We start from the raw sequence: 22,301 nt of genomic DNA on the forward strand, positions 1-22,301 counted from the left end.
GGTCATGCAGCCGCTGGCCCTGCTCACCCACCAGCGCGCCGTGGTGCCGCAGATCGAGCCGCCAGCCGCCCAGCCGCTGGCGCTGCGCACCTGCGCCGATGCACCCACACCCGTGCAGGCCCTGCTCGACGAAACCCTGCAATCGCTGGCCCAGTGGCTGCGCCAGGGCCTGCGCCACCAGCCAGGCGGGCTGGACGCACGCGCGCAGTCGCAGGCGCGGAAGCTACGGCAAGGCGGCCTGGACCGCAGCGCAGAGCTGCTCGAAAGCCTGGGCGAGCACCTGCGCTCGGCCGACCGCGCACCGCTGCTGGCCGCGCTCTCCACGCTGGCACTGCTGTTGCAGGCACAAAGCGGCGGCTAGGGCGGCGGCAAGACCGCGCGGGCGGCCCCTGCAAGTGGGTGCCAGCGCATCAGGGCACGCACGCCGCGCGGCCGACATCGGCGGAAGGTTTTTGCTTTGTCGTCGTGACTTGGGTCCAGGTGGCTTACCACTGCTCCCAGCAGGGGCAGCAGAAAGCCGGCTGGCTCAGTTCAGCACATCCTTCAGCGGCTTGCTCGCGGTGAACTTCGGCCCCTCGCTGGCCTTGATCTTAAGGGCCTTGCCCGTCTTCGGATTTCAATGTTCGCGCGAGGATTGCAGGCAGGCCGGCCGTTCCAGGGCGCGCCGTGCCATCTGCTGTGGGACAGCAGTGCCAACACGTCGGCGGCAGTTCGCTCGCGGCTGGATGTGCTGGAAGCGAAACACATCACCGATGAGGTTGGAAACAGCCGCGCCAAGGGCTGCGTGGAGAACCGCAACAACATCGAGGAGACGCAGTTCGAGAGCCGACTGCGGTTCGAATCCGTGGAAAACGTAGACCAGCTCAACGGTGCTGCGTTCGCTTGGACCAAGCCTACTGCGCCAACCCGATACCGGGCACGGACATGGGAATGGACAGGCGCCCCGCTGCCGCGGTGTACCAATCGGTAACGTAGTGACAACCGCAGGCCAGTCCGCATGCCGGCCATCAGGATGGCCGGCATGCGGCCGGTGCCGAGCCACTTGTAGAGGCTGTCATGAGTCACGTCCATGCGGTCGGCGATGCCCTCCACTGAGAGGTTCCGGCGCTCTTGTGCGAACTCTTTGCATAATGGCCCGTGACGATTAAATCGAATAACTCGGAGGACAAGTAAAGTGGCACAAAGAGCAAGAACAGTAGTGGTAAGTGCGATGAATATTGCGATGCATCGTCCACATAGCCGGGAGCGCTACGTCGAACTTTTCAGTTCGGCTTATGACGTACACAAGCTCTACGCTCAAGGAGAAATTCACGGGCTGATCTTGGGGAGTCTTTATGGCATTGGAGATGCTGTTCAAACTAACGAGCTCTCGGGCGAGATCTACCGCTTCGTTAAAGTCGACGCGAACGAACCGTGGTTCAACACGGTCACACGCAAGCAAGCTACTGAGAAAGAGGTACAGCAGATCAGTATTCCTCGGCATCTTCTGGCGCATATGCAGAAGATCCCCTTCATTTTTTTCCCGCGGGAGCACGAACTTTGGTACGTCTCCAAGGACAAGTCAGGAGTGCTTGCGCCGGGGATAGTAGAGAAGTATTTGCAAACACTGTTTGATCACGTGGTTGCGGACCAGCAGTTTCCACAGGTTGACGTTACAGCGCTGCCTGACGAAGATGCCTTGGAGGAGGTCTTCAACGTTCCGGGGCTGCATCGTGTCGAGCTAACGTTCAAGCGTCCCAACCCTGACGATGTGGGTGACTTGGCAGCCAGATTTGAACAGCGCCTAGCAGGGCTGAATGTGCAATCTCGACAAGAAGTACTGACGGCAAAAGGGTTGATCGCCTGCAACCAGATCCGCAACTTCTAGCAGAAGCTGAGGTTGCTGCTCGTAACGGCCGGGTGACAAGCGTGGGAGTGGATGAGCACGGCACCCCTATCGAGGTGACTACAGCGAAAAAACCTAAGCGCGTGTTTATGCGCTTCTCCGAGGCAAAAGAGACGATCAGGGAATTGATTAAAAGGGCCAAAAATCAGTAGCCAATAGGATGAGCACTTTATGTATCGCAGCGTTTCCCATGTCTTCAAAGCGTACTGGGTTGCCTATGGTGGCCTCCGTGCTTTGGTGCGCTCGCCATACATGCACCTTTCCCTGGTCCTTCTTGCGCTCACTTGGAATACTTGGTGGTCACCTATATGTGCTCCAGGTGGAAGCTGCACGGCTTGGTGGGATCAGAATCTCTCAGTACTTCCCAACGTTCTAGGCTTCACTCTCGGCGGATTTGCCATCTTCATTGGCTTCGGCGACGAGAAGTTCCGATCCTTGCTTGCTGATCCTGACCCGCAAGACTCAGGTGGGGAAACCTTGCCTACCATGTATCTGGGTCTTTGCGCGACGTTCGTGCATTTCATTCTGGTGCAGGCCTTGGCGCTTCTTAGCGCCGTTGTGGCAAAAGCCTGGTGGTTTTATACCCCTGCGATGGATCCAATCCGTGACTGGCTCCCCTGGATGAATGCCCTTGGCGGCGTATTTGGCTATGGATTTTTTCTCTACGCCTTGACGTCTGTAGTTGCCGCAACTATGCATGTGTTTCGCATTGCAATGATGTACTCGCAGTTTCGGAAACATCTCGGAGTATCGCAAGCGCAATCCGCAAGAGGCTCCACCGGGCAGCAAAAGGATTAAGGTTCTGGCTCTCAATACACGGCCCCCTTCGCAGGAAGACTGATGGCTTTCCATCATCGTCTTGCAAGCAGTGCCTGTGAAACACGTCATCCCTCTTTGGCTACGCGCCGCGTAATAGCCTGTTCCTGCTGGTGGCGGTGCTTCTGCTAGCGCTGATCGCGTTGGTGTGTCTGGCCCAGTTGCCTGTGGTGCTATACAAGGCCGCACTCATTGTGCTGACGGCAGTGCTGGGTTATTGGCTCGACCGTGTGCTTTCCTCTACGCGCCCCGACGGCTTCCTTTACCAGGATTGATGGCTGGGCATGGACAAACCTCTCGGGACGTGGACTACCGCGTAGTGCCGGGAGACCAGCATGTGTACATCACCGCCATGGCGGTCGGATTTGTGGTCCTCGGCGTGGCGTCGGGCCTGTGACCATGTGGCAGTACTTGTTGCGCAAGGGTCGTGGCCTTGTTCTGCGCTTTTACTGCTGCGCTGTGAATTTTCGCCCTGTCGGCTATCTCCTCTGTTGCAAAAGCCCAGGCGCCCACGGCAGCGCAGCAAACACCGCTCCCTGCTCATCCGCTCGGCGCATGCGGTATGGGGCCTGGATGCTCCGGTGGCCGTGTTCACCGCTCAAGTGCATCAGGAAAGGGAAAGCGCCTGGCGCGCGGGCGCTGCCTCGCACGTCGGAGCGGCCGGTCTGGCGCAGTTCATGCCGGCCACGTTGAGGTGGATTTCAACCACTGACCCTGCGCTGCGCGCAAATCAGCCCTTTAGCCGCACCGCGTCCTGGTAGTCCTGCAGCCGCGCTACCTGGACTGGGGCCCGGGCTGCGAGCATGGCATTCCTAGTTTTTGGCTGTGGACTGCCTGCTGGCTATGGCGGCCAAGGACGGCGTCCTATTGGAACGCGAGGCCAAGCGCTTGGCCCGTGATGCTGCTGGTGGATGACAACAACTGTGGCGGTCAGCACCAACGCGAAGTACGGCGCGATCCACCAGTTCTGCGGCAAGATCGACCAGCCCGAGCGCGCCACCACAGTGCGCTATCGAAGCGTGGCGGGCACGGTGTTGTTTGCGGGCAAGAAGCACAAGACCGCGACGGTGAGGGCGTTAGCGATCCCGGCGCACAAGGTCAAGATGCCGGCTAGGCTGTACTTGGGTCTCAGTGCGGCGGACGATGCGGAGATTCGCGAGATCATCCGCGAGTGGGTTATGGAGCGCAGCCTGGAGCGTTTGGTGTAGCCAACCCAGGCTCGGCAGGTTTGCGGTTAGGGGCGCGCGGGCCGACGATTGAGGGGGTTGCCAATCACAACAAATTTGCGGTGACGTTGTAAGGGTCGCGCAAGGTAGCACGGCGGTAATGCCGAGCGCTGGCGGGAGGCCGGTGCGCCGCGGGGATGTTCCCGCGGCCTTTGCATAAAAAGAACGCCCATGCCCGACATTGCCCTTACCTGCCGCCGCGAAGGATGCGGCACGCCCGTGGAAGTTTCCGACGCGGGTACCATCAGCCATCTCATGTTCAAGCTGCGCCAGTTCTATCGCCAATCCACCCTGGCGGCGGATGAGGCGGCGCAGTATTGGGCGAACGTTGCCACTACCTCGGACAATTCGTTCGCTCCGCTGGCGCATGTGCCCGGTGTGTTCGCGGCGCTCTGGACGCCGGATGTGGCGCCGACCACCGCCACCGTGCTAGGCGCGGCGGGTTACGGGTTCGCGGCACTGCCAAAGCACCTTATCCACTTCACGACGACGGCGGGGGCGGCTGGCATCGCACGAACTGGCGTCATCCACGCGAGCCGGGCTGGAGCGAATGGGGTTTTTGGCCCAGGCGTGTACATGGCGAGATTGGGTCCGCCATTGAACATGATGATCAAGGAGGTGGCAACAGTGCCCATTCATCTGCCCACACCGGCTGGCACGGTGCGCATCCTGCCTTACTTGGTCTATGTGCGCTGGGGCGGTCGCGGCCTCAAGATCGCGAAATGAAGTCTCGCGGATTCTCTTTCTACGCCCGCTGGTTCAGTGCCGTCTTCGCCTGGACCTGCTGGGCTCTCACCTATTTCCATTCGTGGTGGTGGATGGTTCCCTCGCTCATTCCCTACGTGCTCTGCAACCAATTCCTTGGTGACCATGAAGACAGGCATGCCAAGGGCGATGACGACCGGACGCCGTAGCGCGGCTACCGCTACGGCCGCGCGCCTCAAATAGGTCCTGGTTCCCACGACGCCAAGCCCGCCGCCGCCGACCATGGCTACACGCATTTCCCCAACACCCTCCGTAGCGCCGTAGTCATCGCCGCCTGCATCTTTTCCGTGCAGGCGGCGGGAGGCGATGGGCTGATGCGCCGGGTCCAGTTTTCGCCATACCGGTGAGTTTCGTTCGGGCGAAGTGCGCCCTGAGGAAGTGCCCGCCTGGCGCCTCTTTCCGGTTCGGCAGCCTCCATATTAATTTGAATGATAATTATTCTTATTAGAATTGATCCACTTTCTCGTCGCTTGGTCTGGCTGCCTACTCCTCGCCTCTTCCCTCTCCCGCATTTCCATGGTCCACACCCGTTCCGACGCGGCGCACTCGCCTGCCCACGCCACTGCTTTCCTGCGCCTTTTTCTGAGCCCTTCGCTGGCCCGTTCCCCCGCACGCACCCTGTGCCGCTGCGCACTCACGCCGCTGGCGCTGTGCCTGTCGCAGGCCGCCATGGCCCAGGCCAGCGCGGACGCGACGCCGCAACTGCAGGAGGTGCGCATCAACGCCAGCACGGAAAAGGACGTGGGCTTCGCCCCGGTGGAAGCCCAGACGGCCGGCAAGGCACCCATGCGCCGGCTGGAAACCCCGCAGTCGGTGAGCGTCGTCACGCGCGAGCAGATGGAGTCGCGCCAGATCGCCAACCTGCAGCAGGCGCTGCAGACCGTGGCCGGCGTGAGCCCGGTCAACTTCGGGCGGCGCGGCTTCGACGACATCAACATCCGGGGCTTTCGCTCCACCGAATCCATCCTCATCGACGGCCTGGTGCAAAGCCCCGGCATGTGGACGCGCCTCACGCCCTACGGCTACGAGCGCTTCGAGGTGCTCAAGGGCGCGGCCTCGGTGCTGTACGGCCAGGTGCAGCCCGGCGGCATCGTCAACGCCATCAGCAAGCGGCCCAAGCGCGATGCTTTGAGCGAAGTGGGCGTGGAGGTGGGCAGCTTCGGCCAGCGCACCTTGCAGGCCGACATCAACCGCCCGCTGAACGAGTCGGGCAAGGCGGCGTTCCGCATCAACGCCCAGGTCTCGAACAGCGACGATCCGACCGACTTCGTCTATCGCCGCGACCGCTGGATCGCGCCCTCGCTGTCGCTGGACCTGGGCGCGCAGACCGATCTGGTGCTGTTCGCCACCTACAGCCAGAGCAACTGGATGCGCCAGCAGGGCATCACGCCCTACGGCACGGTGCTGCCCAACCGCAACGGTCCCGTGCGGACCACGCTGTACACGGGCGACCCGAGCTTCGGCGGCTACGACATCGAAAGCACCTCGGTCGGCTACGCGCTGGAGCACCGCTTCTCGCCGCAGATGACGCTGCGCCAGAACGTGCGCTACGAGTCCGAGAAGGGCAACGGCAACTTCGTCTCCAACCTGGCGCTGCAGTCCAATCAGCGCCTGCAGAACCGGCAGGCCACACGCCAGTACCTGGATGACGACATGCTGGCCACCGACACCTCGCTGCTGTCGCAGTTTGCCGCCCTGGGCGTGCAGCACCGCCTGGTGACCGGGCTGGACGCGCGCACCAGCCACAGCTGGCAAGGCCAGCGGCGCTGCACCATCGGCGCGCTCGACCTGTTCAATCCGGTGTATGGCGCGGCCACCACCTGCCCGGCCGCCTACACCAGCAACGCGCCTGAAAAGCTCAGCGTGATGGGCCTGTACGCGCAGGACCAGATCAAGTTCAACCCGCAATGGACGGCCCTGGTCGGACTGCGCCGCGACTGGTCGGACAACCAGATCGATGACCGCCTGGCCAACCGGCAGACGCGCCAGAAGGATTCCGCCACCACCCTGTCGGCCGGGCTGGTGTACGAGTTCACGCCCGGATGGGCCGCCTACACCAGCTACGGCGAATCGTTCCTGCCTGTGTCGGGAACCAGCTTCGGCGGCTCGCCCTTCGCGCCGGAGACCGGCAAGCAATGGGAAGCGGGCCTGAAGTACGAGGCGCCCGGCGGCGGGCTCACCGGGGCGCTGGCGCTCTTCGACCTCAAGCGTCGCAACGTCACCACGGCCGACCCGGCCAACACCGGCTTCAGCGTGCAGACCGGCGAGCAGCGCGCGCGCGGGCTGGAGCTGGAAGTGGGCGCCGAACTGCTGCGCAGCCTGAAGCTGACGGGCGCCTACACCTATACCGACACGAAGGTCACACGCGACAACAACGCCGCCATCGTGGGCCTGCCGCTGAACCTCACGCCGCGCCACACGCTGGCCCTGTGGGCCACCTACAAGCTGCCGCAGATGCCGCAGATCACCCTGGGCGCCGGCGCCCGTTACGTGAGCGAGCAGGTCGGCTCGTACCCCTTCACCCTGCCCGCCTACACCGTGGCGGACCTGTCGATCGGCTATGCCGGCTCCAACTACCGCATTACCGCGGGCGTGAAGAACGTGTTCGACAAGGCCTACTACGACGGCGCGATCAACGCCAACGTGGTGTCGCCCGCCCTGCCGCGCAGCTTCAGCGTGGGACTGACGTACTTCTTCTGAAGACATGGACACCGGCGGAAGGGCGTTATTGCCCGCCGCCCGCATGGGAACTGGCCGCCGCCCGCGCCGTGCCCTGTCCCTGCCCCTCGAACCGCCGGCTCGCGCTCCATTCGTGGGCCGGCATCGCTATGGACCAATCGCTGCTTGCCTCCATTTATTCATAGATATTTATTTTTTCTCATTAATCGTCTATCTATGCGAATTTTTTGACTATTTTGCCCTGATCCCCGGCCAAGCCATTGATTCATAGGTTTCTATTTTTAGCCATTTTCACTAACATCTATGAATGCCGAGACAGAACACCCCTCCCGCAGACTATCCCCAGGCCGTACTGCAGCAGATCGAGCAATTGGCGCAGAACATCGTCATCGCCCGCAAGCGCCGCAGGGAAACGCAGGCGCAGTGGGCCCAGCGGCTGGGTGTGTCGCAGCCGACCATGGCCCGCATCGAGCGGGGCGATCCCTCCGTGGCGATGGCGTCGTATGTCATGTGCCTGTGGCTCATCAATCAGGCGCAGGGGCTGGCCGATCTGGTTGCCCCGCAGAACGATCTCGCCTCGCTGGAGCGCGAAGTGGCGAGAGCACGCCCCAAACCCCGGTCTCCGGCCAAGCAAGAAGACAGGGGCAGGAAAGCGGCGGCCCAAGGCCGTGCAAAGCGCCCCCCTCCACCTTGAAGGCAGGCGCTGCGCCCGACAGCGGGGCTCCCCATTCGCCCCCCCGGGTGGCGAACCGGCCATCCGCATCGTCCAGAGAAGCCTTGCGCGGCGTTCCTGTGCCGGACAGGAAAGTGGAGATCGAAAAAGCCCTGCGGGATTTCGCTGAAGAAAAACGGCGAGCTGAGCGATTTCTGCCCAATGCCGCTTCAGGCCTGGCCGCCCTGATCGCCGGCATCAAGAAAGAGCGGCCATGACGCTGCCAGGAGGGGTCACGCCCCGTACCTACGCGCCGCAGGACACGCTCTGCGTCTGGACCCTGGTCAACCCGGCCGCCCCCGTGCTGACAGGCTCCGTGGCCCTGTCGCCGCTGGTGCCCAACTGCGCCACCTTCACCTACGCCGCGGACTGGTGGGAATTCGCGCTGAGCGAAGACCTGCCGCTCATCGCGGGCCAGACCTTCAGCGCAGGGCACAAGGACACCGCCCCCGGCGCCATCGACGACGCGCGGCCCGACCGGTGGGGCGAACGCATCATCCGCCACATCGACCGGCCCGCGCGCCTGTCGATTTTGGAGATGCTGCTGTTCGCCGGGGACGACCGTTTCGGTGCCTTGGGCATCTCCACCTCCGCCGAGCGCTACGTGCCCCGGCGCATCGGGCCCTATCCGCAGCTGCGCGATCTGGCCTCGCTGGCGCAGGCCGTGGAAGACGTGCAGACGCAAGCACCCATCACGCCGGACATCCAGCGCCTGGTGCAGCCCGGCGTCACGCTGGGCGGCGCACGGCCCAAGGCGCTGCTGCAGACCGACAAAGGCCCCTGCGTGGTCAAGTTCAGCGAATGGGACGACGCCGTGGACACGCCGCTGATCGAACACGCCACCATGACGCTGGCGGCGCAGGCCGGCATCCACGTGGCCACCACCGGCGTGCTGCCCCTGCCCTCGCGGCACGCGCACGGCAAGCGGCGCCATGCGCTGACCATCGAGCGCTTCGACCGGCTCGACATCGGCGGGCAGACCCTGCGGGTGCATTGCCTCTCGGCCCGGACGGCGCTGGCGGCGGCGGGCCTTGCGGAAAGCTACGGGGCGCTGGCCACCGTGCTGCGGCGCCAGGCCCATCCGGACCGGCAGAAAGCCCAGCGCGAAGAGCTGTTCCAGCGCATGGTGTTCAACATCCTCATGGACAACACGGACGACCACGAACGCAACCACTGCCTGCGGCTGGGCTGGGACGGGTACTACGAGCTGTCGCCCGCGTTCGACGTGGTGCCCACCCTGCAGAACATGGGCTACCAGGCCATGGTGGTCGGCCGGCACGGCGCCGAATCCACGTTGGACAACGCGCTGACGGACCTGAGCGAGTTCGGCATCCCGCGCGCCCGGGCCATCGAGCTCATCCAGGCCGTGGCACGCACCGTGGACCAGTGGCCGCAGCACTTTGCCGGCCACGGCGTGGACGCGAACGACATGGCACTGCTGCACGCCAGCATCGACCGCGATGCGCTCAAGGCGCAGCGCCAGGCGTTCTGCTGAGTCGGCGCCGGCGCCTGCGATTCAAGCGGTCGGCACCGGCATGAAAAATGCCACCAGCGCAAATTCCACTAGGGCATATAGCTATCAAAAATATAGCAAATCAATCCACGCTGGCGCCGGACTCCTTCACCACCTTGCCCCACTTGGCGCTTTCGGCCTGGATGAAGGCGGCGAACTGCTCGGGCGTCTCGCTCACCGGCTCGGCGCCCTGGTCGGCCAGTTTCTTCTTCGTCTCGGGCTGCGACAGCACCTTGACCAAGGCCTTGTTCAATTGCGCCACGATGGGCGCAGGCGTGCCGGCGGGCGCGAACATGCCGAACCACGACGTGGCCTCGTAGCCCGGCACGCCGGCTTCGGCGATGGTGGGCACGTCGGGCAGCTCGGGCGAGCGCTTGGCCGTGGTCACGGCGATGGGGCGCAGCTTGCCCGAGCGCACGTGCTGGATGGCCGAGGGCATGTTGTCGAACATGATGCCGATCTGGTTGCCCAGCAGGTCGGTCACGGCCGGGGCGCTGCCCTTGTACGGCACGTGCTGCATGTCCACCTTGGCCATGCTCTTGAACAGCTCGCCCGACAGGTGGATGGAGCTGCCGCTGCCGGACGAGCCGAAGTTCACCTTGCCGGGGTTGGCCTTGGCATAGGCGATCAGCTCCTGCACCGTCTTGTAGGGCTGGTTGGGGTTGGCCACCAGCAGGTTGGGCACGTTGGCCACGCGCGTGAGCGGCGCGAAGTCCTTCACCGGATCGAACGGCATCTTCTTGTAGAGCGCGGCGTTGATGGCGTGCGTGCCCACCGTGCCCATGAAGAGCGTGTAGCCGTCGGCCGGCGCACGCGCGGCCATCTGGCCGCCGATGTTGCCGCCGGCGCCGGCGCGGTTGTCCACCACCACCGACTGGCCCAACTCGGCGGACAGGCCCTGGCCGATCACGCGCGCCAGGATGTCGGTGGTGCCGCCGGCTGCAAAGGGCACGATGATGGTGACGGGCTTGTTGGGAAACGCCTGCGCGAACGCGGTGGGCACCGCAGCGGTGGCGGCCACGGCCAGGGCGGCGGCCAGCAGGGTGCGGCGATGGGCGGCGAAGCGAAGGCTTGGGCGGACGGAAGTCATGTTGTTTCCTCGGATCTCTTTATGGGGATGAAAAGCGGGGCGCGTGGCGGGTGCGGCGCCCGCCAGCGGGGCGCAGCGGCCAACGCCGTTATTCCTGCACGATGGACGACGGGTGGTTGGCCAGCGGCGTCACCTTGATCTGCATGTAGGGAAACAGCGGCAGGCCGCTCAGGATCGTGTGCAGCTCGTCATTGCTGGCGACGTCGAAGATGCTCACGTTGGCGTATTCGCCGACGACGCGCCACAGGTGGCGCCACTTCCCGCCCTGCTGCAGCTGCTGCGAATATTCCTTCTCCTTGCGCTTGATTTCGTCAGCCACTTCGGGGGCCAGCGTGGACGGGATGTTCACCGTCATTTCAGCCATGAACAGCATCGGTTGCTCCTTGAAAACGAAAAGGGATGGAAAGGGAAGAAAAGAGAGGCGCCTGCGGTCACAGGTGCGGCCAGACCAGCATGGTCACGGCATAGATCGCGCCGACCAGCAGCATGGAGACCACCGTGTAGCCCATGATGTCTTTCAGCTTGAGCTTGGACAGCGCCAGCGCCGGCAGGATCCAGAACGGCTGCACCAGATCGTTCCAGCCGTTGCCCAGCATCACCGACATGGCGGTCTGCGCCTGCGAGGCGCCCAGCGTGGTGGCCGCGTTGATCATGAACGGGCCCTGCAGCACCCAGTGCCCGCCGCCCGAAGGCGCGAAGAAGTTGATGACGAACGAACTCACCAGGCCCCACAGCGGCAGCGTGTCGGCGGTGGAGACGCTCACGAACACGTGCGCGATGGACTCCACCAGGCCCGAGCCATGCATGATGGCCATGATGCCGGCGTAGAACGGGAACTGCAGGATGATCCCGCCGATGGTCTTCACGCCTTCATTGACCTTCTCCACGTACTTCATCGGTGTGCCCAGCAGCAGCACCCCGAGGAACAGGATGAAGAAGTTGATCATGTTCAGGTCGAGATTGCCGCCCTGGATGAAGTGCATGGCCACGTACGCCATGCCGCACAGGCCGATCAGCAGGCTCAGCACGCGGCTGTTGTTCAGGCGCCAGGCCAGCGTCTTCTCGTCGCCCAGCAGGTGTTCGGCACTGGCGGGCTTGGTGTCGGCCACGGTGGCCGGGTCCAGTTCCACGACCGGCTCGCCCTTCTTGGGGTGCATGGTGGCGTTGAGCAGCGGCAGCGCGATCAGCACGGCCAGGCTGGTCAGCAGGATGGGCGCGGAGAAGATCGTCTGCGTGAGCGGGATCAGCCCCATGGTGCTTTCGAACGCGTGGCCCTTGGTGGAGATGAGCACGGGGATGGTGGCCGAAAAACCCAGGCTGTACATGGTGAAGCCCGTGTATGCCGCCGCGATGATGAGCGGGTAGTGCACGCCCTTGACCTTGAGCGCCAGCTTGCGCGCCATGATGCCGCCGATCACCAGGCCGAAGCCCCAGTTGAGGTAGCTGCCCACGCAGCCCACGATGGTGGCGACGATGATGGCCTGGCGCGGCGTGTGCACGTGCGAGGCGATGCGGTCGAGAAAGCGGTCCACGATGGGCGCGGCCGCCAGCACGTAGCCCATCACCAGGATCACCGCCATCTGCGTGGTGAAGGCCAGCAGGCTCCAGAAGCCCTTGCCCCAGTCCTGCACCACGGCGTTGATGGGGCGATTTTCCACCCCGAAGGCAAGCGCCATGGTCAGCAGCGTGAGCATGATCGCGAAGACGAACGGATCGGGCAGGTAGCGCCGCATCAGTTCGGTGAAGAAGGCGGTGATTTTCGACATGGAAATTGTCTCTTTGGTGTTGTGAGGTTTTGAGAAAACGCGAGGAGGAAGCGCTAGACCCCGGCCACGCCCACGGTCATGCCACCGCAGACGTACAAGACCTGTCCGGTGACGAAGCCGCTGCGCGCATCGAGCAGATAGGACACGGCATGCGCCACGTCGTCCGGCGTGCCCACGCGCTTGACGGGCACCGAGTCGATGATGGCCTTGGTGCGCGGCGCATCGGGCGGGTTGGCGCGGTCGAACAGCTCGGTGCGGATGGGGCCGGGGCCGATGGCGTTGGCCGTCACGCCGTGGCGGCCCAGCTCCAGCGCCCACACGCGCGTCATGCCGATCAGGCCGGCCTTGGTGGCCGAATACGCGGTGCGCAGCTCCTTGCCCAATGCGGCGCGCGAGGACATGTTCACGATGCGCCCGAAGCCCGCCGCCTGCATGCCCGGCAGCAGCGCCTGCATGCACTGCAGCGCGCAGCGCAGGTTCAGCGCCACGGCGAGGTCGAATTGCTCCAGCGTCTGATCCGCGGCTTCGGCAGGCACCACGATGCCCACGTTGTTGACCAGGCGCGTGATGGGCCCGCCCGCCAGCGCTTGCTGCAGGGCCCGCGCGGTGTCGGCGGTGTCGGACAGGTCGGCCTGGATGCCGCCGGGCACGTGGGCGATCGCGCGGTCGATGATGACGGGCTCGTAGCCGTCGGCGCGGCAGCGCTCGGCCGTCGCCGCGCCGATGCCGGCGCGCCGCCGGTGATGAGAACGCGCTCGCGTGCGGGTGCAGTGGTCATGGAAGGTCTTTCTTCATCAGGGAATGCAGGGGCGCGTGGGGTTTACAGGTAGCTCTGTCCATCGACGTAGGCCTTGCGCCAGCGCGTGAGCGTGACGCGCTCGAACAGGCCCGCGGCGTGGAACGGGTCGGATTCGATGAAGCGCTGCGCCTCTTCGCGCGAATCGAGCGCCACCACGTACAGGCCGCCCCCCAGATCCTTGCCGTCGTCGGCCAGCTTGGCGCCGCAGGCCAGCAGCAGGGCCTTGTGCTGGTCGAGGAACGCCAGGTGCGCGGCCCGCGTGGCCTGGCGCACGTGCTGGTGATCGGGTTTGTCGAAGGTCTCGATGATGAAAGGCACAACAGTCTCCGTGTGCACGGCAGTCCGGCACATTGCAAACGCCGGTCAACCGGCTTCAGGGGATGGATTTCCGCGCAGTGCGCACTGCGCGGAACGGGGTGACGGTCAGGGCTTCAGACGGTGGCGACCGGCGTCACGGGCGAGGCGATGGCCCCGGGCAAATTCAACGGCGGCGCCGTCAGCAGGAATCGCGAGCGGTGGCGCGCACGCAGCCACGCGGCCAGCGGCGTCAGGTGCCACAGCTCGCCCAGGTGCACGCCCAGCTTGAACAGGCAGTGCTCGTGCAGCGGCAGCGCGGCGCAGCAGGCCGGGCCCGCCTTGGCGGGGAAGGCCTCGACGGCGTAGTTGTCGGCGGCGATGGCGGCGAGCTGGCTGTCGGTGATCCACTGCAGCAGCCTGTCGTCGCGCCCGTCCAGCACGGCGCAGCTATCCGCCAGCACGGCCGGATCGGGGTGCCTGCGCATGCCCAGCACCACGTCGGCAAAGCCCGTGTGCAGGCAGACGATGTCGCCCGGCTCCACCGCCACACCGTCGGCCTCCAGCACGCGCATCAGCGTGTCGTAGCCGACCACGGTGCGGGCATCGCCCAGGTGCGCGCGCAGATCGATCATCACGCCGCGGCCCTGCACGCCCGTGCGGGCCATGCCCTCGATGCCCAGCGCATGCGCGGCCGAGGTGCTGGTGGCCGCGCCCGGCGCGGCGGGCACGCCGGCATCGCGCACGTCGTCCGGGCCCACGATGTCGCGGCCGGCGGCATAGCCGTTGTAGTACAGCGCTTCGGGCAGGCCGTCGCCATTGGCGTCGAACATCGAGCCCGCGTGCGCCAGGCCATCCCACTGCGTGGAGTACTGCAGGTGCAGGATGGCCAGGTCGTCCGACAGCACGTCGGTGCGGCCCGGCTCCAGCGCACCCAGCAGGCAGTTGAAGTTGACCAGCCCCTTGCGCAGCAGCGGCCGCAGCACGGGCGGCTGGCGATTGGGGTTGAGGGCATTGCCGCCGGGATAGTCCAGCGGCAGGCTCAGCGCGAAGGCCAGGCCCTCTTGCACTTCGGCCACGCCCTGGCGCACCTTTTCGGGCGTGAGCAGGTTCAGGCGGCCCAGTTGGTCATGGGGGCCGAAGTCGCCCCAGGTGGATCCGGCGGGCCGGTGCTGCCAGCGGGGGTTGGTGGGCTGCGGGTCCATGCGGTCTCGGTCTCTCTTCGTGACCGCGGCTCAGCGCGCCAGGAAAGCGGCCAGCGCGGCGTCGAACGCGGCCGGCGCTTCCAGGTTGGACAGGTGCGAGGCCGGCACCTGCGCCAGCTGCGCGCCCGCGATGATGGCCTGCATGGCCTGCGCATCGGCCAGCGTGGTCACCGGGTCGGCGCTGCCGGCGATCAGCAGCGTGGGCACGCTGATGGCACGGATGGCGCTGCGCAGGTCGGCCTGGGCCAGGGCCTCGCAGCAGGCGGCATAGCCCTCGGGGGCAATGCCGGCGATCCAGCCCTGGGCGCGCTGCACCACGGCGGCTGCGCAGCCACGAAGGCATCGGTGAACCAGCGGCTGGGCGACGATGCGGCCAGCTCGGCCATGGCCGCCGTGCCCTTCTCGCGGACCAGCGCGGCGCGCGATGTCCAGCCCTCGGCCGTGCCGATCTTCGCGGCGCTGTTGGCCACCACCAGGTGGTTCAGCCGCGCGGGGGCATTCACGCCCAGCCACAGGCCGGTGAGGCCGCCCATCGAGATGCCGCAGAAGCTGGCGCGCTCGATGTCCAGCGCATCGAGCAGCGCCAGCACGTCACTGCCCAGCTGGTCGACCGTGTACGGGCCGGGCGAGGCCACGCTCGCGCCGTGGCCGCGCGTGTCGTAGCGCAGCACGCGGTGCGTCGTGGCGAAGCGCGCGGCTTGCGCGTCCCACATCTCCAGGGTGGTGCCCAGGGAGTTGGACAGCACCAGCACGGGTGCGCCTTCGGGACCGTCGAGGCGCACGCGGAAGGCGCCGGCGGGGGTATGGAGGGTGGCGGTGGACACGGGCTTGATTTCCTGGGGTTTGGCAGCGGGCCGATCAGACGCGTTCAAGCACCACGGCGATGCCCTGCCCCACGCCGATGCACATGGTGGCCAGCGCGTAGCGCCCCCCCGTGGCATGCAGGCGGTTCACGGCCGTGGTGGCCAGGCGCGCGCCGCTGGCGCCCAGCGGATGGCCCAGCGCGATGGCGCCGCCCCAGGCGTTCACGCGCGCGTCGTCGTCCTGCAGGCCCAGTTGGCGCAGCACAGCGATGCCTTGCGCGGCGAAGGCCTCGTTGAGTTCGATCACATCGAGCTGATCGAGCGTGAGGCCCGTCAGCTGCAACACCTTCTGCGTGGCCGGCGCGGGACCGATGCCCATCACGCGCGGGGCCACGCCGGCCGTGGCCATGCCGACCACGCGGGCCTTCGGCGTGAGGCCGTGCCGGGCGGCGCTCGCCTCATCGGCCAGCAGCAGCGCGCAGGCGCCGTCGTTCACGCCGCTGGCGTTGCCGGCCGTCACCGTGCCGCCTTCGCGCACCACGGGCTTGAGCTTGGCCAGCGCTTCCAGGCTGGTCTCGCGCGGGTGCTCGTCCTTGTCCACGGTGACGGGCTCGCCCTTCTTCTGCGGCACCTGCACGGGCGTGATCTCGCGTGCCAGATGGCCGGCCTGCTGGGCGGCCACGGCCTTGCGCTGGCTGGCGAGGGCCATGCGGTCCTGCGCTTCGCGCTCGATGCCGTAGTCGTCGGCCACGTTCTCGGCCGTCTCGGGCATCGAATCCACACCGTACTGCGCCTTCATGAGCTTGTTGACGAAGCGCCAGCCGATGGTGGTGTCGTACACCGCATTGGCGCGGCTGAAGGCGGTTTCGGCCTTCGGCATCACGAAGGGGGCGCGGCTCATGCTCTCCACTCCGCCGGCGATCATCAGGCCCGCTTCGCCGGACTTGATGGCGCGCGCGGCCGTGCCCACGGCGTCCAGGCCCGAGCCGCACAGGCGGTTGATGGTGGCGCCGGGCACGTCGATCGGCAGGCCGGCCAGCAGCGCGGACATGCGGGCGACGTTGCGGTTGTCTTCGCCGGCCTGGTTGGCGCAGCCGTAGAGCACGTCCACCACGGCGGCCCAGTCCACGTTCGGGTTGCGGGCCATCAGCGCCTTGAGCGGGATGGCGCCCAAATCGTCGGTGCGCACGCTGGACAGGGCACCGCCGTAGCGGCCGAAGGGCGTGCGGATGGCGTCGCAGATGAAGGCTTGCGTCATGGTCTTTGTCTCCAGGGTGTTGGTCGGGAAGGCGCCGTGGCGGCCGGTGTCAGGCGTGCGATGGCCGGATGGGCAGGCCCACGAGGCGTTCGAGTTCGGCATGGTCGAGGCCCGGCACGGCATCGATGAGCACCAGGCCCTCGGGCGTGCAGGCCAGCGTGGCCAGGTCGCTGTAGATGCGCTTGACGCAGCCGATGCCGGTCAGCGGGTAGGTGCATTGGGGCACGACCTTGGACTGGCCCTGCTTGGTGAGCAGGTCCATCATCACCCAGGTCTGCTTGGCACCGATGGCCAGGTCCATGGCGCCGCCCACGGCGGGGATGGCGCCGGGCTCGCCCGTGCTCCAGTTGGCCAGGTCGCCCGTGGCGCTGACCTGGAAGGCGCCCAGCACGCAGATGTCCAGGTGGCCGCCGCGCATCATGGCGAAGCTGTCGGCATGGTGGAAGTACGCACCGCCCGCCAGCAGCGTCACGGGCTGCTTGCCGGCGTTGATGAGGTCGTAGTCCTCGTCGCCCGCGGTCGGCGCCGGGCCCATGCCCAGGATGCCGTTCTCGCTTTGCAGGATGACTTCGCGGCCCGGCGGAATGTGGTTGGCCACCAGCGTGGGCTGGCCGATGCCCAGGTTGACGTAGGCACCGTCGTGGATGTCCTGCGCCACGCGGGCGGCCAGTTCGTCTTTGCTTATTTTTTGATAGCTGCTCACGCTAGCTCCTGTTGCGCTGGGGGCCATTTTCATGCTGACTTCTTGAAGCCGCCGGCCTGCGTGGCCACGCGGTCGATCCGCACCACGTGGCTCACGTAGATGCCGGGCGTGACGATGGACTCGGGGTCGAGCGCGCCCAGCTCCACCACCTCGTGCACCGTGGCCACGGTGCGCCGCGCGGCGGTGGCCATGACGGGGCCGAAGTTGCGGGCGGACATGCGGTAGGTGAGGTTGCCCCAGCGGTCGCCCCGCTCGGCCTTGATCAGCGCCACGTCGCCCTGGATGGGGTACTCCAGCACGTACTGCTTGCCGCCGATCTCGCGCGTCTCCTTGCCCTTGGCCAGCTCCGTGCCGTAGCCCGTGGGGCAGAAGAAGGCACCGATGCCGGCCCCGGCCGCCCGCAGGCGCTCGGCCAGGTTGCCCTGGGGCACCAGTTCCAGCTCCAGCTGGCCGGACCGGTACAGGCCGTCGAACACGTGGCTGTCCACCTGGCGCGGAAAGCTGCAGATGATCTTGCGCACCCGCCCAGCCTTGAGCAGCGCGGCCAGGCCCGCATCGGCGTTGCCGGCGTTGTTGTTCACCACGGTGAGGTCGCGCGCGCCCTGATCGATCAGCCCGTCGATCAGTTCGCCGGGAATGCCGGCGGTGCCGAAGCCGCCGATCAGCACGGTGGCGCCATCCTGGATGCCCGACAGGGCCTGGGCCACGGAATCCGCAATCTTGTTGATCATGGGGAAAGGAGAAGCCTAAAGGTGAGAATTCGGGTCCCGCCTCAGCGGCGGGATGTTTGTTCGCATATAGAACAAATGTTCGTATAATGAATTTTAGGACCAAATGCTTATGAGCGATACCCCCGCGGAGACTGGTGATAACCCTAGGCCGGGCGACAGCTATGTGCAGTCGTTCGCCCGTGGGCTGGAGGTGATCCGCTCGTTCAGCGCCACCGCGCCGCAGCAGACGCTGAGCGAGGTGGCCGCCCGCACGGGCCTCACGCGCGCCGGGGCGCGGCGCATCCTGCTCACCTTGCAGACGCTGGGGTATGTGGAAAGCGATGGGCGGCTGTTCCGGCTGACCCCGCGCATCCTGGACCTGGGCTTTGCCTACCTGTCGTCCATGCCGATCTGGGATCTGGCCGAGCCGACGATGGAAGCGCTGGTGGATCAGGTGCACGAATCCTGCTCGGCCGCCGTGCTGGACGGCAGCGACATCGTCTACGTGCTGCGCGTGCACACCCACAAGATCATGAGCACCAACCTGGGCGTGGGCTCGCGCCTGCCCGCCTTCTGGACGTCGATGGGCCGCGTGCTGCTGGCCGGCCAGCCCGATGCCGACGTGGTCGCCCTGCTGCCGAGGGTGCCGCGCCAGCGGCTCACGCCTCACACCCTGCTGGACGACGACGCCCTGCTCGCCGCCGTGCGCCAGGCCCGGGCGCAGGGCTGGTGCCTGATCAACCAGGAACTGGAAGAGGGCCTGATCTCGGTCGCCGCACCGCTGCGCAACCGGGCGGGGGAAACGGTGGCGGCACTCAACATCAGCGGGCAGGCCAACCGGACCAGCGCCGAGATGATGCAGACCGAGTTGCTGCCGGCCCTGCTCAAGGCCGCCGAAGCCATTTCGCGCACGCTGGGCACCCGCCGCTGACACGCCGGCCGCTGTGGAATTTTTCCCACAGCCGGCCGGCACAGCCGCCAAAAAAACAGGCGGCGCCCAGGGCCCCTGGCAATTAGTGGTTACGATTAATGACAAATAGGCAGCTTGCTGTTGCCATCTCTCCAATCGGTCATTTCCAGAAGTCCCTTCCATGAAAAATCTCAAACTGGGCGTGCGCCTGGGCCTCGGCTTCGGCGTGGTGCTCCTGCTCATGGCAATCATCACCGGCATGAGCCTGTTCCGCCTCGCCGACCAGGACGAAGCCTCGCAGCAACTCATCACCGACCTGTACCCCAAGGCCGCGGCCAGCCAGCAGCTGTCCTACCTCACCATGGACACGGCACGCGTGGTACGCAACCTCATCATCCTGGCCGATGAAAAAGCCATGGTGCCCAACAAGGCGGCGCTGGACAAGAACGTCGCATCGATGGGCACGCTCATCGGCACGCTGGAAAAACTGGCCGACACCGCAGAAGAACGCGCGCTCATCCAGGACATCAAGACCCAGAGCGCAGCCTTCATCGCATTCAGCCAGGATGTGGGCGCCCTCGGCGTGCAGAACAAGAACGAGGAGGGCCAGCAACTGCTGTTCGGCCCCCGCTACGCCATTCAGGGCACCTTCCTGGCCACCCTGAAGAAGATGGTGGACCTGCAGGAAAAGAACATGCAGGACGGCGGCGCCGCAGCCCACGCCGCTTACCTCACCGCCCGCACGATCGTCTGGGTGGTGGCGCTCATCGCCGCGCTGATCGGTGCGGTCTGCGCTTTCTTCATCACGCGTTCCGTCACGGCCCCCTTGCAGGACGCCGTGGACGCCGCCGACCGCGTGGCCGACGGCAACCTGAGCGTGCCGATCGTTTCCCAATCCAGGGACGAAACCGGTGCCCTGCTGACTGCCCTGCAGCGCATGCAGAGCAACCTGGTGCAGACCGTGGGCACCGTGCGCGGCAATGCCGAGAGCGTGGCCACCGCCAGCGCGGAGATCGCCCAGGGCAACAATGACCTGAGCCAGCGCACCGAGCAGCAGGCCTCGGCCCTGGAAGAGACGGCCGCGTCCATGGAGGAGCTGGGCAGCACCGTGCGCCAGAACGCCGACAACGCCCGCCAGGCCAACCAACTCGCGCAGGATGCGAGCGACGTCGCGGTGAAGGGTGGCGAGGTGGTCAACCAGGTGGTGGACACCATGAAGGGCATCAACGACAGCTCGCGCAAGATCTCGGACATCATCTCCGTGATCGACAGCATCGCCTTCCAGACCAACATCCTGGCGCTCAACGCCGCCGTGGAAGCCGCCCGCGCGGGCGAGCAGGGGCGCGGCTTCGCCGTGGTGGCCAGCGAGGTGCGCAGCCTGGCCGGACGCTCGGCCGATGCCGCCAAGGAAATCAAGAACCTCATCAGCGCCAGCGTGGAGCGCGTGGAACAGGGCACGGCCCTGGTGGACCAGGCCGGTGCCACCATGCAGGAGGTGGTGACCTCCATCCGCCGGGTGACCGCCATCGTGGGCGAGATCAGCGCGGCCAGCCGCGAGCAGAGCGATGGCGTCGCCCAGGTCGGCGAAGCCGTGGTGCAGATGGACCAGGCCACCCAGCAGAACGCCGCGCTGGTGGAGGAGATGGCCGCCGCGGCGAACAGCCTGCGGGCGCAGGCGGAAGAGCTGGTTCGGGCGGCGGGGGTGTTTCGGCTGGGGGCTGGGGATGCGATGGTGCAGCCGGGCGGTACGCTACAAATTCGATAGCAATATGCCCTAGTACTGATTGCGCTGGTGGCATTTTTTTTCGACGCTTTCCTGCCCTCCCTGCCGACCCCGGCGGCAGCGCGGACCGGTCAGGGCGCCTCGCCGGCCCGGCAGGGCGCGGCCGCCAGCAGGCGGGCAGCGTGCAGGAACGCCTTCGGACCGACCCAGCTGACGTTCCAGTCGCCCGCCACCGGCACCTGGCGCTTGTGCGCGATCACCATCTGCCGTTTCGGCACCACCAGGATGTACTGGCCGTGCACGCCCCAGGCCATGTAGGCGCCTGCCAGGGGCGAGTCCGGCGGCTCCTGCAGCAGCCACCACAGATAGCCGTACCCGAAGCCGCGCCGCGCGGTGTGCGCCGGGTGCATCTGCGAGGCCGGCGTCGTCTGCTGCGTGATCCGCGCCACCCAGTCCGCGGGAATGATCTGCCGCCCGCGCCAGCGGCCCTGCTGCAGCATCAGGTGGCCCAGCCGCGCCATGTCGCGCGTGGACAGGAAGAAGGGATAGGCCAGGTGCTCCGACCGCCGGGCATCGCCGCTGCGCACATGCCGCGCCGGGTCGAAGTCCTGCAGCTGCAGCGGCGCGGCCAGATCGTCTGCGAAGGCCTGGTAGATGCTGCGCCCCGTCATGCGCTCGAAGGCGGTGCCGGCCGCGTTGAAGTCCCAGTTGTTGTAGAGGAAATAGCGGCCCGGCACCTGAGAGCCGCGCGCCGGCGCAGCCGCCGCGTCGTCGCCCCCGTTGGCGGCCGCATGGTAGACGCCCGAACGCGCGGTGAGCAGGTCACGCAATGTCGCCTGCCGCTCGATCGGCAGCAGGCCGCCCGTGTCGTCGATGCCCAGGTCCGCCAGCGTGCGGTCGAGGTCGATGGTGCCGTCCGCCACGGGCGGGCCGTACAGCATCGACAGCACGCTCTTGCGCACCGAAAACACGATGCTGACCGCCTCCACCGGGCCGTACGCGAACAGCACCCGGCCGTCCTGCACCGCCATCAGGGCGGTCGTGTCCAGGGTGCGAAGGTAGTCGCCGGCGGCTGCGAGACCGCGGCGGCAGGCCGGCCCCTGCTCCGCGACGGGCTGGGGCTCCCATGATGCGCCGGGAAAGGCGGCGGGCACGGGCGCCGTCGAAGCCGGTGGGACGGACGTGCACGCGCTGGCGAGCAGCAGCAGGGCCGCGCCGCACAGGGTTCGCAAAAGCATCGGCATGGAATGGAATGGAATGGAATGGAATGGAATGGAATGGAATGGAATGGAATGGAATGGAATGGAAGGGGCAGCGTGGTGGGGCGCGGAATGGGTTCAACGGTTCCTGCCGGCGCCAGGAACCGAAACCGCCGGGCCGGTGCAGATCGGCCCGGGAAATGCTATCAATTAAATAGCGATATGCCCTAGTACTGATTGCGCTG

At 66.3% G+C, this 22,301-nt stretch carries 24 protein-coding genes and 4 pseudogenes; 15 read left to right on the plus strand and 13 right to left on the minus strand.

Annotated features, from left to right (window positions below):
• A pseudogene (locus AC27KI_RS08050) lies at positions 1-361 on the plus strand (SWIM zinc finger family protein); the annotation flags it as partial.
• A 165-nt stretch (positions 362-526) separates the two neighbouring features.
• Here the strand turns inward: AC27KI_RS08050 and AC27KI_RS08055 are convergent.
• Positions 527-604, minus strand: a pseudogene (locus AC27KI_RS08055) (DNA-binding protein HU); the annotation flags it as partial.
• 15 nt (positions 605-619) lie between these two features.
• On the opposite strand from AC27KI_RS08055, the gene AC27KI_RS08060 reads away from it, so the two are divergent.
• The 12 genes and pseudogenes from AC27KI_RS08060 (at position 620) to AC27KI_RS08115 (ending at position 9,578) form a co-directional block, all read left to right on the plus strand.
• On the plus strand, positions 620-970 hold the full coding sequence (locus AC27KI_RS08060) for a hypothetical protein (protein WP_487113363.1): 351 nt from the start codon (positions 620-622) through the stop codon (positions 968-970).
• Positions 971-1,222: 252 nt separating this feature from the next.
• A pseudogene (locus tag AC27KI_RS08065) lies at positions 1,223-2,037 on the plus strand (DUF4747 family protein).
• A 19-nt stretch (positions 2,038-2,056) separates the two neighbouring features.
• On the plus strand, positions 2,057-2,683 hold the full coding sequence (locus tag AC27KI_RS08070; protein WP_487089483.1) for a hypothetical protein: 627 nt from the start codon (positions 2,057-2,059) through the stop codon (positions 2,681-2,683).
• Positions 2,684-2,847: 164 nt separating this feature from the next.
• Positions 2,848-2,976 carry a putative holin gene (locus AC27KI_RS08075; RefSeq protein ID WP_487113383.1) on the plus strand — a complete coding sequence of 43 codons (129 nt, stop codon included), beginning with the start codon at positions 2,848-2,850 and terminating at the stop codon, positions 2,974-2,976.
• A 327-nt stretch (positions 2,977-3,303) separates the two neighbouring features.
• Positions 3,304-3,462 carry a transglycosylase SLT domain-containing protein gene (locus AC27KI_RS08080; protein WP_487089490.1) on the plus strand — a complete coding sequence of 53 codons (159 nt, stop codon included), beginning with the start codon at positions 3,304-3,306 and terminating at the stop codon, positions 3,460-3,462.
• A 162-nt stretch (positions 3,463-3,624) separates the two neighbouring features.
• Positions 3,625-3,909: a phage virion morphogenesis family protein gene (locus tag AC27KI_RS08085; protein WP_487089485.1), complete on the plus strand. Its 285-nt coding sequence runs from the start codon at positions 3,625-3,627 to the stop codon at positions 3,907-3,909.
• Positions 3,910-4,098: 189 nt separating this feature from the next.
• Complete coding sequence (locus tag AC27KI_RS08090; protein ID WP_284405386.1) at positions 4,099-4,653, plus strand: hypothetical protein; 555 nt, start codon at positions 4,099-4,101, stop codon at positions 4,651-4,653.
• Entirely contained in the window at positions 4,650-4,841 is a 192-nt protein-coding gene (locus tag AC27KI_RS08095; RefSeq protein ID WP_487113365.1) for a hypothetical protein, read from the plus strand. The genes AC27KI_RS08090 and AC27KI_RS08095 overlap by 4 nt, the downstream gene beginning before the upstream one ends.
• A 367-nt stretch (positions 4,842-5,208) precedes the next feature.
• Positions 5,209-7,392 carry a TonB-dependent siderophore receptor gene (locus AC27KI_RS08100; protein WP_487089486.1) on the plus strand — a complete coding sequence of 728 codons (2,184 nt, stop codon included), beginning with the start codon at positions 5,209-5,211 and terminating at the stop codon, positions 7,390-7,392.
• Between the two features lie 286 nt (positions 7,393-7,678).
• Entirely contained in the window at positions 7,679-8,065 is a 387-nt protein-coding gene (locus AC27KI_RS08105) for a helix-turn-helix transcriptional regulator (protein ID WP_487113367.1), read from the plus strand.
• Between the two features lie 113 nt (positions 8,066-8,178).
• The gene (locus AC27KI_RS08110) at positions 8,179-8,301 is read left to right on the plus strand and encodes a hypothetical protein (protein WP_284427022.1); all 123 of its coding nucleotides are present in this window, start codon (positions 8,179-8,181) and stop codon (positions 8,299-8,301) included.
• The gene (locus AC27KI_RS08115) at positions 8,298-9,578 is read left to right on the plus strand and encodes a type II toxin-antitoxin system HipA family toxin (RefSeq protein WP_487089488.1); all 1,281 of its coding nucleotides are present in this window, start codon (positions 8,298-8,300) and stop codon (positions 9,576-9,578) included. The genes AC27KI_RS08110 and AC27KI_RS08115 overlap by 4 nt, the downstream gene beginning before the upstream one ends.
• Before the next feature lie 100 nt (positions 9,579-9,678).
• On the opposite strand, the gene AC27KI_RS08120 is transcribed toward AC27KI_RS08115, so the two are convergent.
• The 11 genes and pseudogenes from AC27KI_RS08120 to AC27KI_RS08170 all read right to left on the minus strand — a co-directional run bounded on the left by AC27KI_RS08120 (position 9,679) and on the right by AC27KI_RS08170 (position 18,245).
• Complete coding sequence (locus AC27KI_RS08120; protein WP_487113369.1) at positions 9,679-10,686, minus strand: tripartite tricarboxylate transporter substrate binding protein; 1,008 nt, start codon at positions 10,684-10,686, stop codon at positions 9,679-9,681.
• Between the two features lie 88 nt (positions 10,687-10,774).
• Positions 10,775-11,059, minus strand: coding sequence for a muconolactone Delta-isomerase (catC, locus tag AC27KI_RS08125; RefSeq protein WP_272565052.1), 285 nt, complete (start codon positions 11,057-11,059; stop codon positions 10,775-10,777).
• A 58-nt stretch (positions 11,060-11,117) separates the two neighbouring features.
• Positions 11,118-12,452: a short-chain fatty acid transporter gene (locus AC27KI_RS08130; RefSeq protein WP_272565053.1), complete on the minus strand. Its 1,335-nt coding sequence runs from the start codon at positions 12,450-12,452 to the stop codon at positions 11,118-11,120.
• A 53-nt stretch (positions 12,453-12,505) separates the two neighbouring features.
• Positions 12,506-13,230: pseudogene (locus AC27KI_RS08135) on the minus strand (SDR family oxidoreductase).
• Between the two features lie 42 nt (positions 13,231-13,272).
• Entirely contained in the window at positions 13,273-13,569 is a 297-nt protein-coding gene (locus AC27KI_RS08140; RefSeq protein WP_284393330.1) for a YciI family protein, read from the minus strand.
• 113 nt (positions 13,570-13,682) lie between these two features.
• Complete coding sequence (locus AC27KI_RS08145; RefSeq protein WP_284405378.1) at positions 13,683-14,750, minus strand: cyclase family protein; 1,068 nt, start codon at positions 14,748-14,750, stop codon at positions 13,683-13,685.
• Positions 14,751-14,780: 30 nt separating this feature from the next.
• Entirely contained in the window at positions 14,781-14,957 is a 177-nt protein-coding gene (locus AC27KI_RS08150; protein WP_487113371.1) for an alpha/beta fold hydrolase, read from the minus strand.
• The gene (locus AC27KI_RS08155) at positions 14,942-15,574 is read right to left on the minus strand and encodes an alpha/beta fold hydrolase (protein WP_487113373.1); all 633 of its coding nucleotides are present in this window, start codon (positions 15,572-15,574) and stop codon (positions 14,942-14,944) included. The genes AC27KI_RS08150 and AC27KI_RS08155 overlap by 16 nt, the downstream gene beginning before the upstream one ends.
• 34 nt (positions 15,575-15,608) lie before the next feature.
• Positions 15,609-16,811 carry a 3-oxoadipyl-CoA thiolase gene (gene pcaF / locus AC27KI_RS08160; RefSeq protein ID WP_284393323.1) on the minus strand — a complete coding sequence of 401 codons (1,203 nt, stop codon included), beginning with the start codon at positions 16,809-16,811 and terminating at the stop codon, positions 15,609-15,611.
• 49 nt (positions 16,812-16,860) lie between these two features.
• The gene (locus AC27KI_RS08165) at positions 16,861-17,514 is read right to left on the minus strand and encodes a 3-oxoacid CoA-transferase subunit B (protein ID WP_487113375.1); all 654 of its coding nucleotides are present in this window, start codon (positions 17,512-17,514) and stop codon (positions 16,861-16,863) included.
• Positions 17,515-17,543: 29 nt separating this feature from the next.
• Positions 17,544-18,245, minus strand: coding sequence for a 3-oxoacid CoA-transferase subunit A (locus AC27KI_RS08170; RefSeq protein ID WP_317356271.1), 702 nt, complete (start codon positions 18,243-18,245; stop codon positions 17,544-17,546).
• A gap of 109 nt (positions 18,246-18,354) precedes the next feature.
• On the opposite strand from AC27KI_RS08170, the gene AC27KI_RS08175 reads away from it, so the two are divergent.
• Together AC27KI_RS08175 and AC27KI_RS08180 are read left to right on the plus strand one after the other, a co-directional pair.
• Positions 18,355-19,155 carry an IclR family transcriptional regulator domain-containing protein gene (locus AC27KI_RS08175; protein ID WP_487113377.1) on the plus strand — a complete coding sequence of 267 codons (801 nt, stop codon included), beginning with the start codon at positions 18,355-18,357 and terminating at the stop codon, positions 19,153-19,155.
• Positions 19,156-19,315: 160 nt separating this feature from the next.
• Positions 19,316-20,899, plus strand: a complete 1,584-nt coding sequence (locus AC27KI_RS08180; RefSeq protein ID WP_487113379.1) for a methyl-accepting chemotaxis protein — start codon at positions 19,316-19,318, stop codon at positions 20,897-20,899.
• 89 nt (positions 20,900-20,988) lie between these two features.
• Here AC27KI_RS08180 and AC27KI_RS08185 read toward each other — a convergent pair whose 3' ends face one another.
• The gene (locus tag AC27KI_RS08185) at positions 20,989-22,095 is read right to left on the minus strand and encodes a serine hydrolase domain-containing protein (protein WP_487113381.1); all 1,107 of its coding nucleotides are present in this window, start codon (positions 22,093-22,095) and stop codon (positions 20,989-20,991) included.
• Positions 22,096-22,301 lie beyond the last annotated feature (206 nt).

The organism is Acidovorax sp. KPB24-03 (assembly GCF_057546605.1).

Coding starts and splice junctions, on each gene's coding strand:
- AC27KI_RS08060 (WP_487113363.1), top strand. CDS start 620: ATGTTCGCGCGAGGATTGCAGGCAGGCCGGCCGTTCCAGGGCGCGCCG.
- AC27KI_RS08070 (WP_487089483.1), top strand. CDS start 2,057: ATGTATCGCAGCGTTTCCCATGTCTTCAAAGCGTACTGGGTTGCCTAT.
- AC27KI_RS08090 (WP_284405386.1), top strand. CDS start 4,099: ATGCCCGACATTGCCCTTACCTGCCGCCGCGAAGGATGCGGCACGCCC.
- AC27KI_RS08095 (WP_487113365.1), top strand. CDS start 4,650: ATGAAGTCTCGCGGATTCTCTTTCTACGCCCGCTGGTTCAGTGCCGTC.
- AC27KI_RS08100 (WP_487089486.1), top strand. CDS start 5,209: ATGGTCCACACCCGTTCCGACGCGGCGCACTCGCCTGCCCACGCCACT.
- AC27KI_RS08105 (WP_487113367.1), top strand. CDS start 7,679: ATGCCGAGACAGAACACCCCTCCCGCAGACTATCCCCAGGCCGTACTG.
- AC27KI_RS08115 (WP_487089488.1), top strand. CDS start 8,298: ATGACGCTGCCAGGAGGGGTCACGCCCCGTACCTACGCGCCGCAGGAC.
- AC27KI_RS08120 (WP_487113369.1), bottom strand. CDS start 10,686: ATGACTTCCGTCCGCCCAAGCCTTCGCTTCGCCGCCCATCGCCGCACC.
- catC (WP_272565052.1), bottom strand. CDS start 11,059: ATGCTGTTCATGGCTGAAATGACGGTGAACATCCCGTCCACGCTGGCC.
- AC27KI_RS08130 (WP_272565053.1), bottom strand. CDS start 12,452: ATGTCGAAAATCACCGCCTTCTTCACCGAACTGATGCGGCGCTACCTG.
- AC27KI_RS08145 (WP_284405378.1), bottom strand. CDS start 14,750: ATGGACCCGCAGCCCACCAACCCCCGCTGGCAGCACCGGCCCGCCGGA.
- pcaF (WP_284393323.1), bottom strand. CDS start 16,811: ATGACGCAAGCCTTCATCTGCGACGCCATCCGCACGCCCTTCGGCCGC.
- AC27KI_RS08170 (WP_317356271.1), bottom strand. CDS start 18,245: ATGATCAACAAGATTGCGGATTCCGTGGCCCAGGCCCTGTCGGGCATC.
- AC27KI_RS08175 (WP_487113377.1), top strand. CDS start 18,355: ATGAGCGATACCCCCGCGGAGACTGGTGATAACCCTAGGCCGGGCGAC.
- AC27KI_RS08180 (WP_487113379.1), top strand. CDS start 19,316: ATGAAAAATCTCAAACTGGGCGTGCGCCTGGGCCTCGGCTTCGGCGTG.
- AC27KI_RS08185 (WP_487113381.1), bottom strand. CDS start 22,095: ATGCTTTTGCGAACCCTGTGCGGCGCGGCCCTGCTGCTGCTCGCCAGC.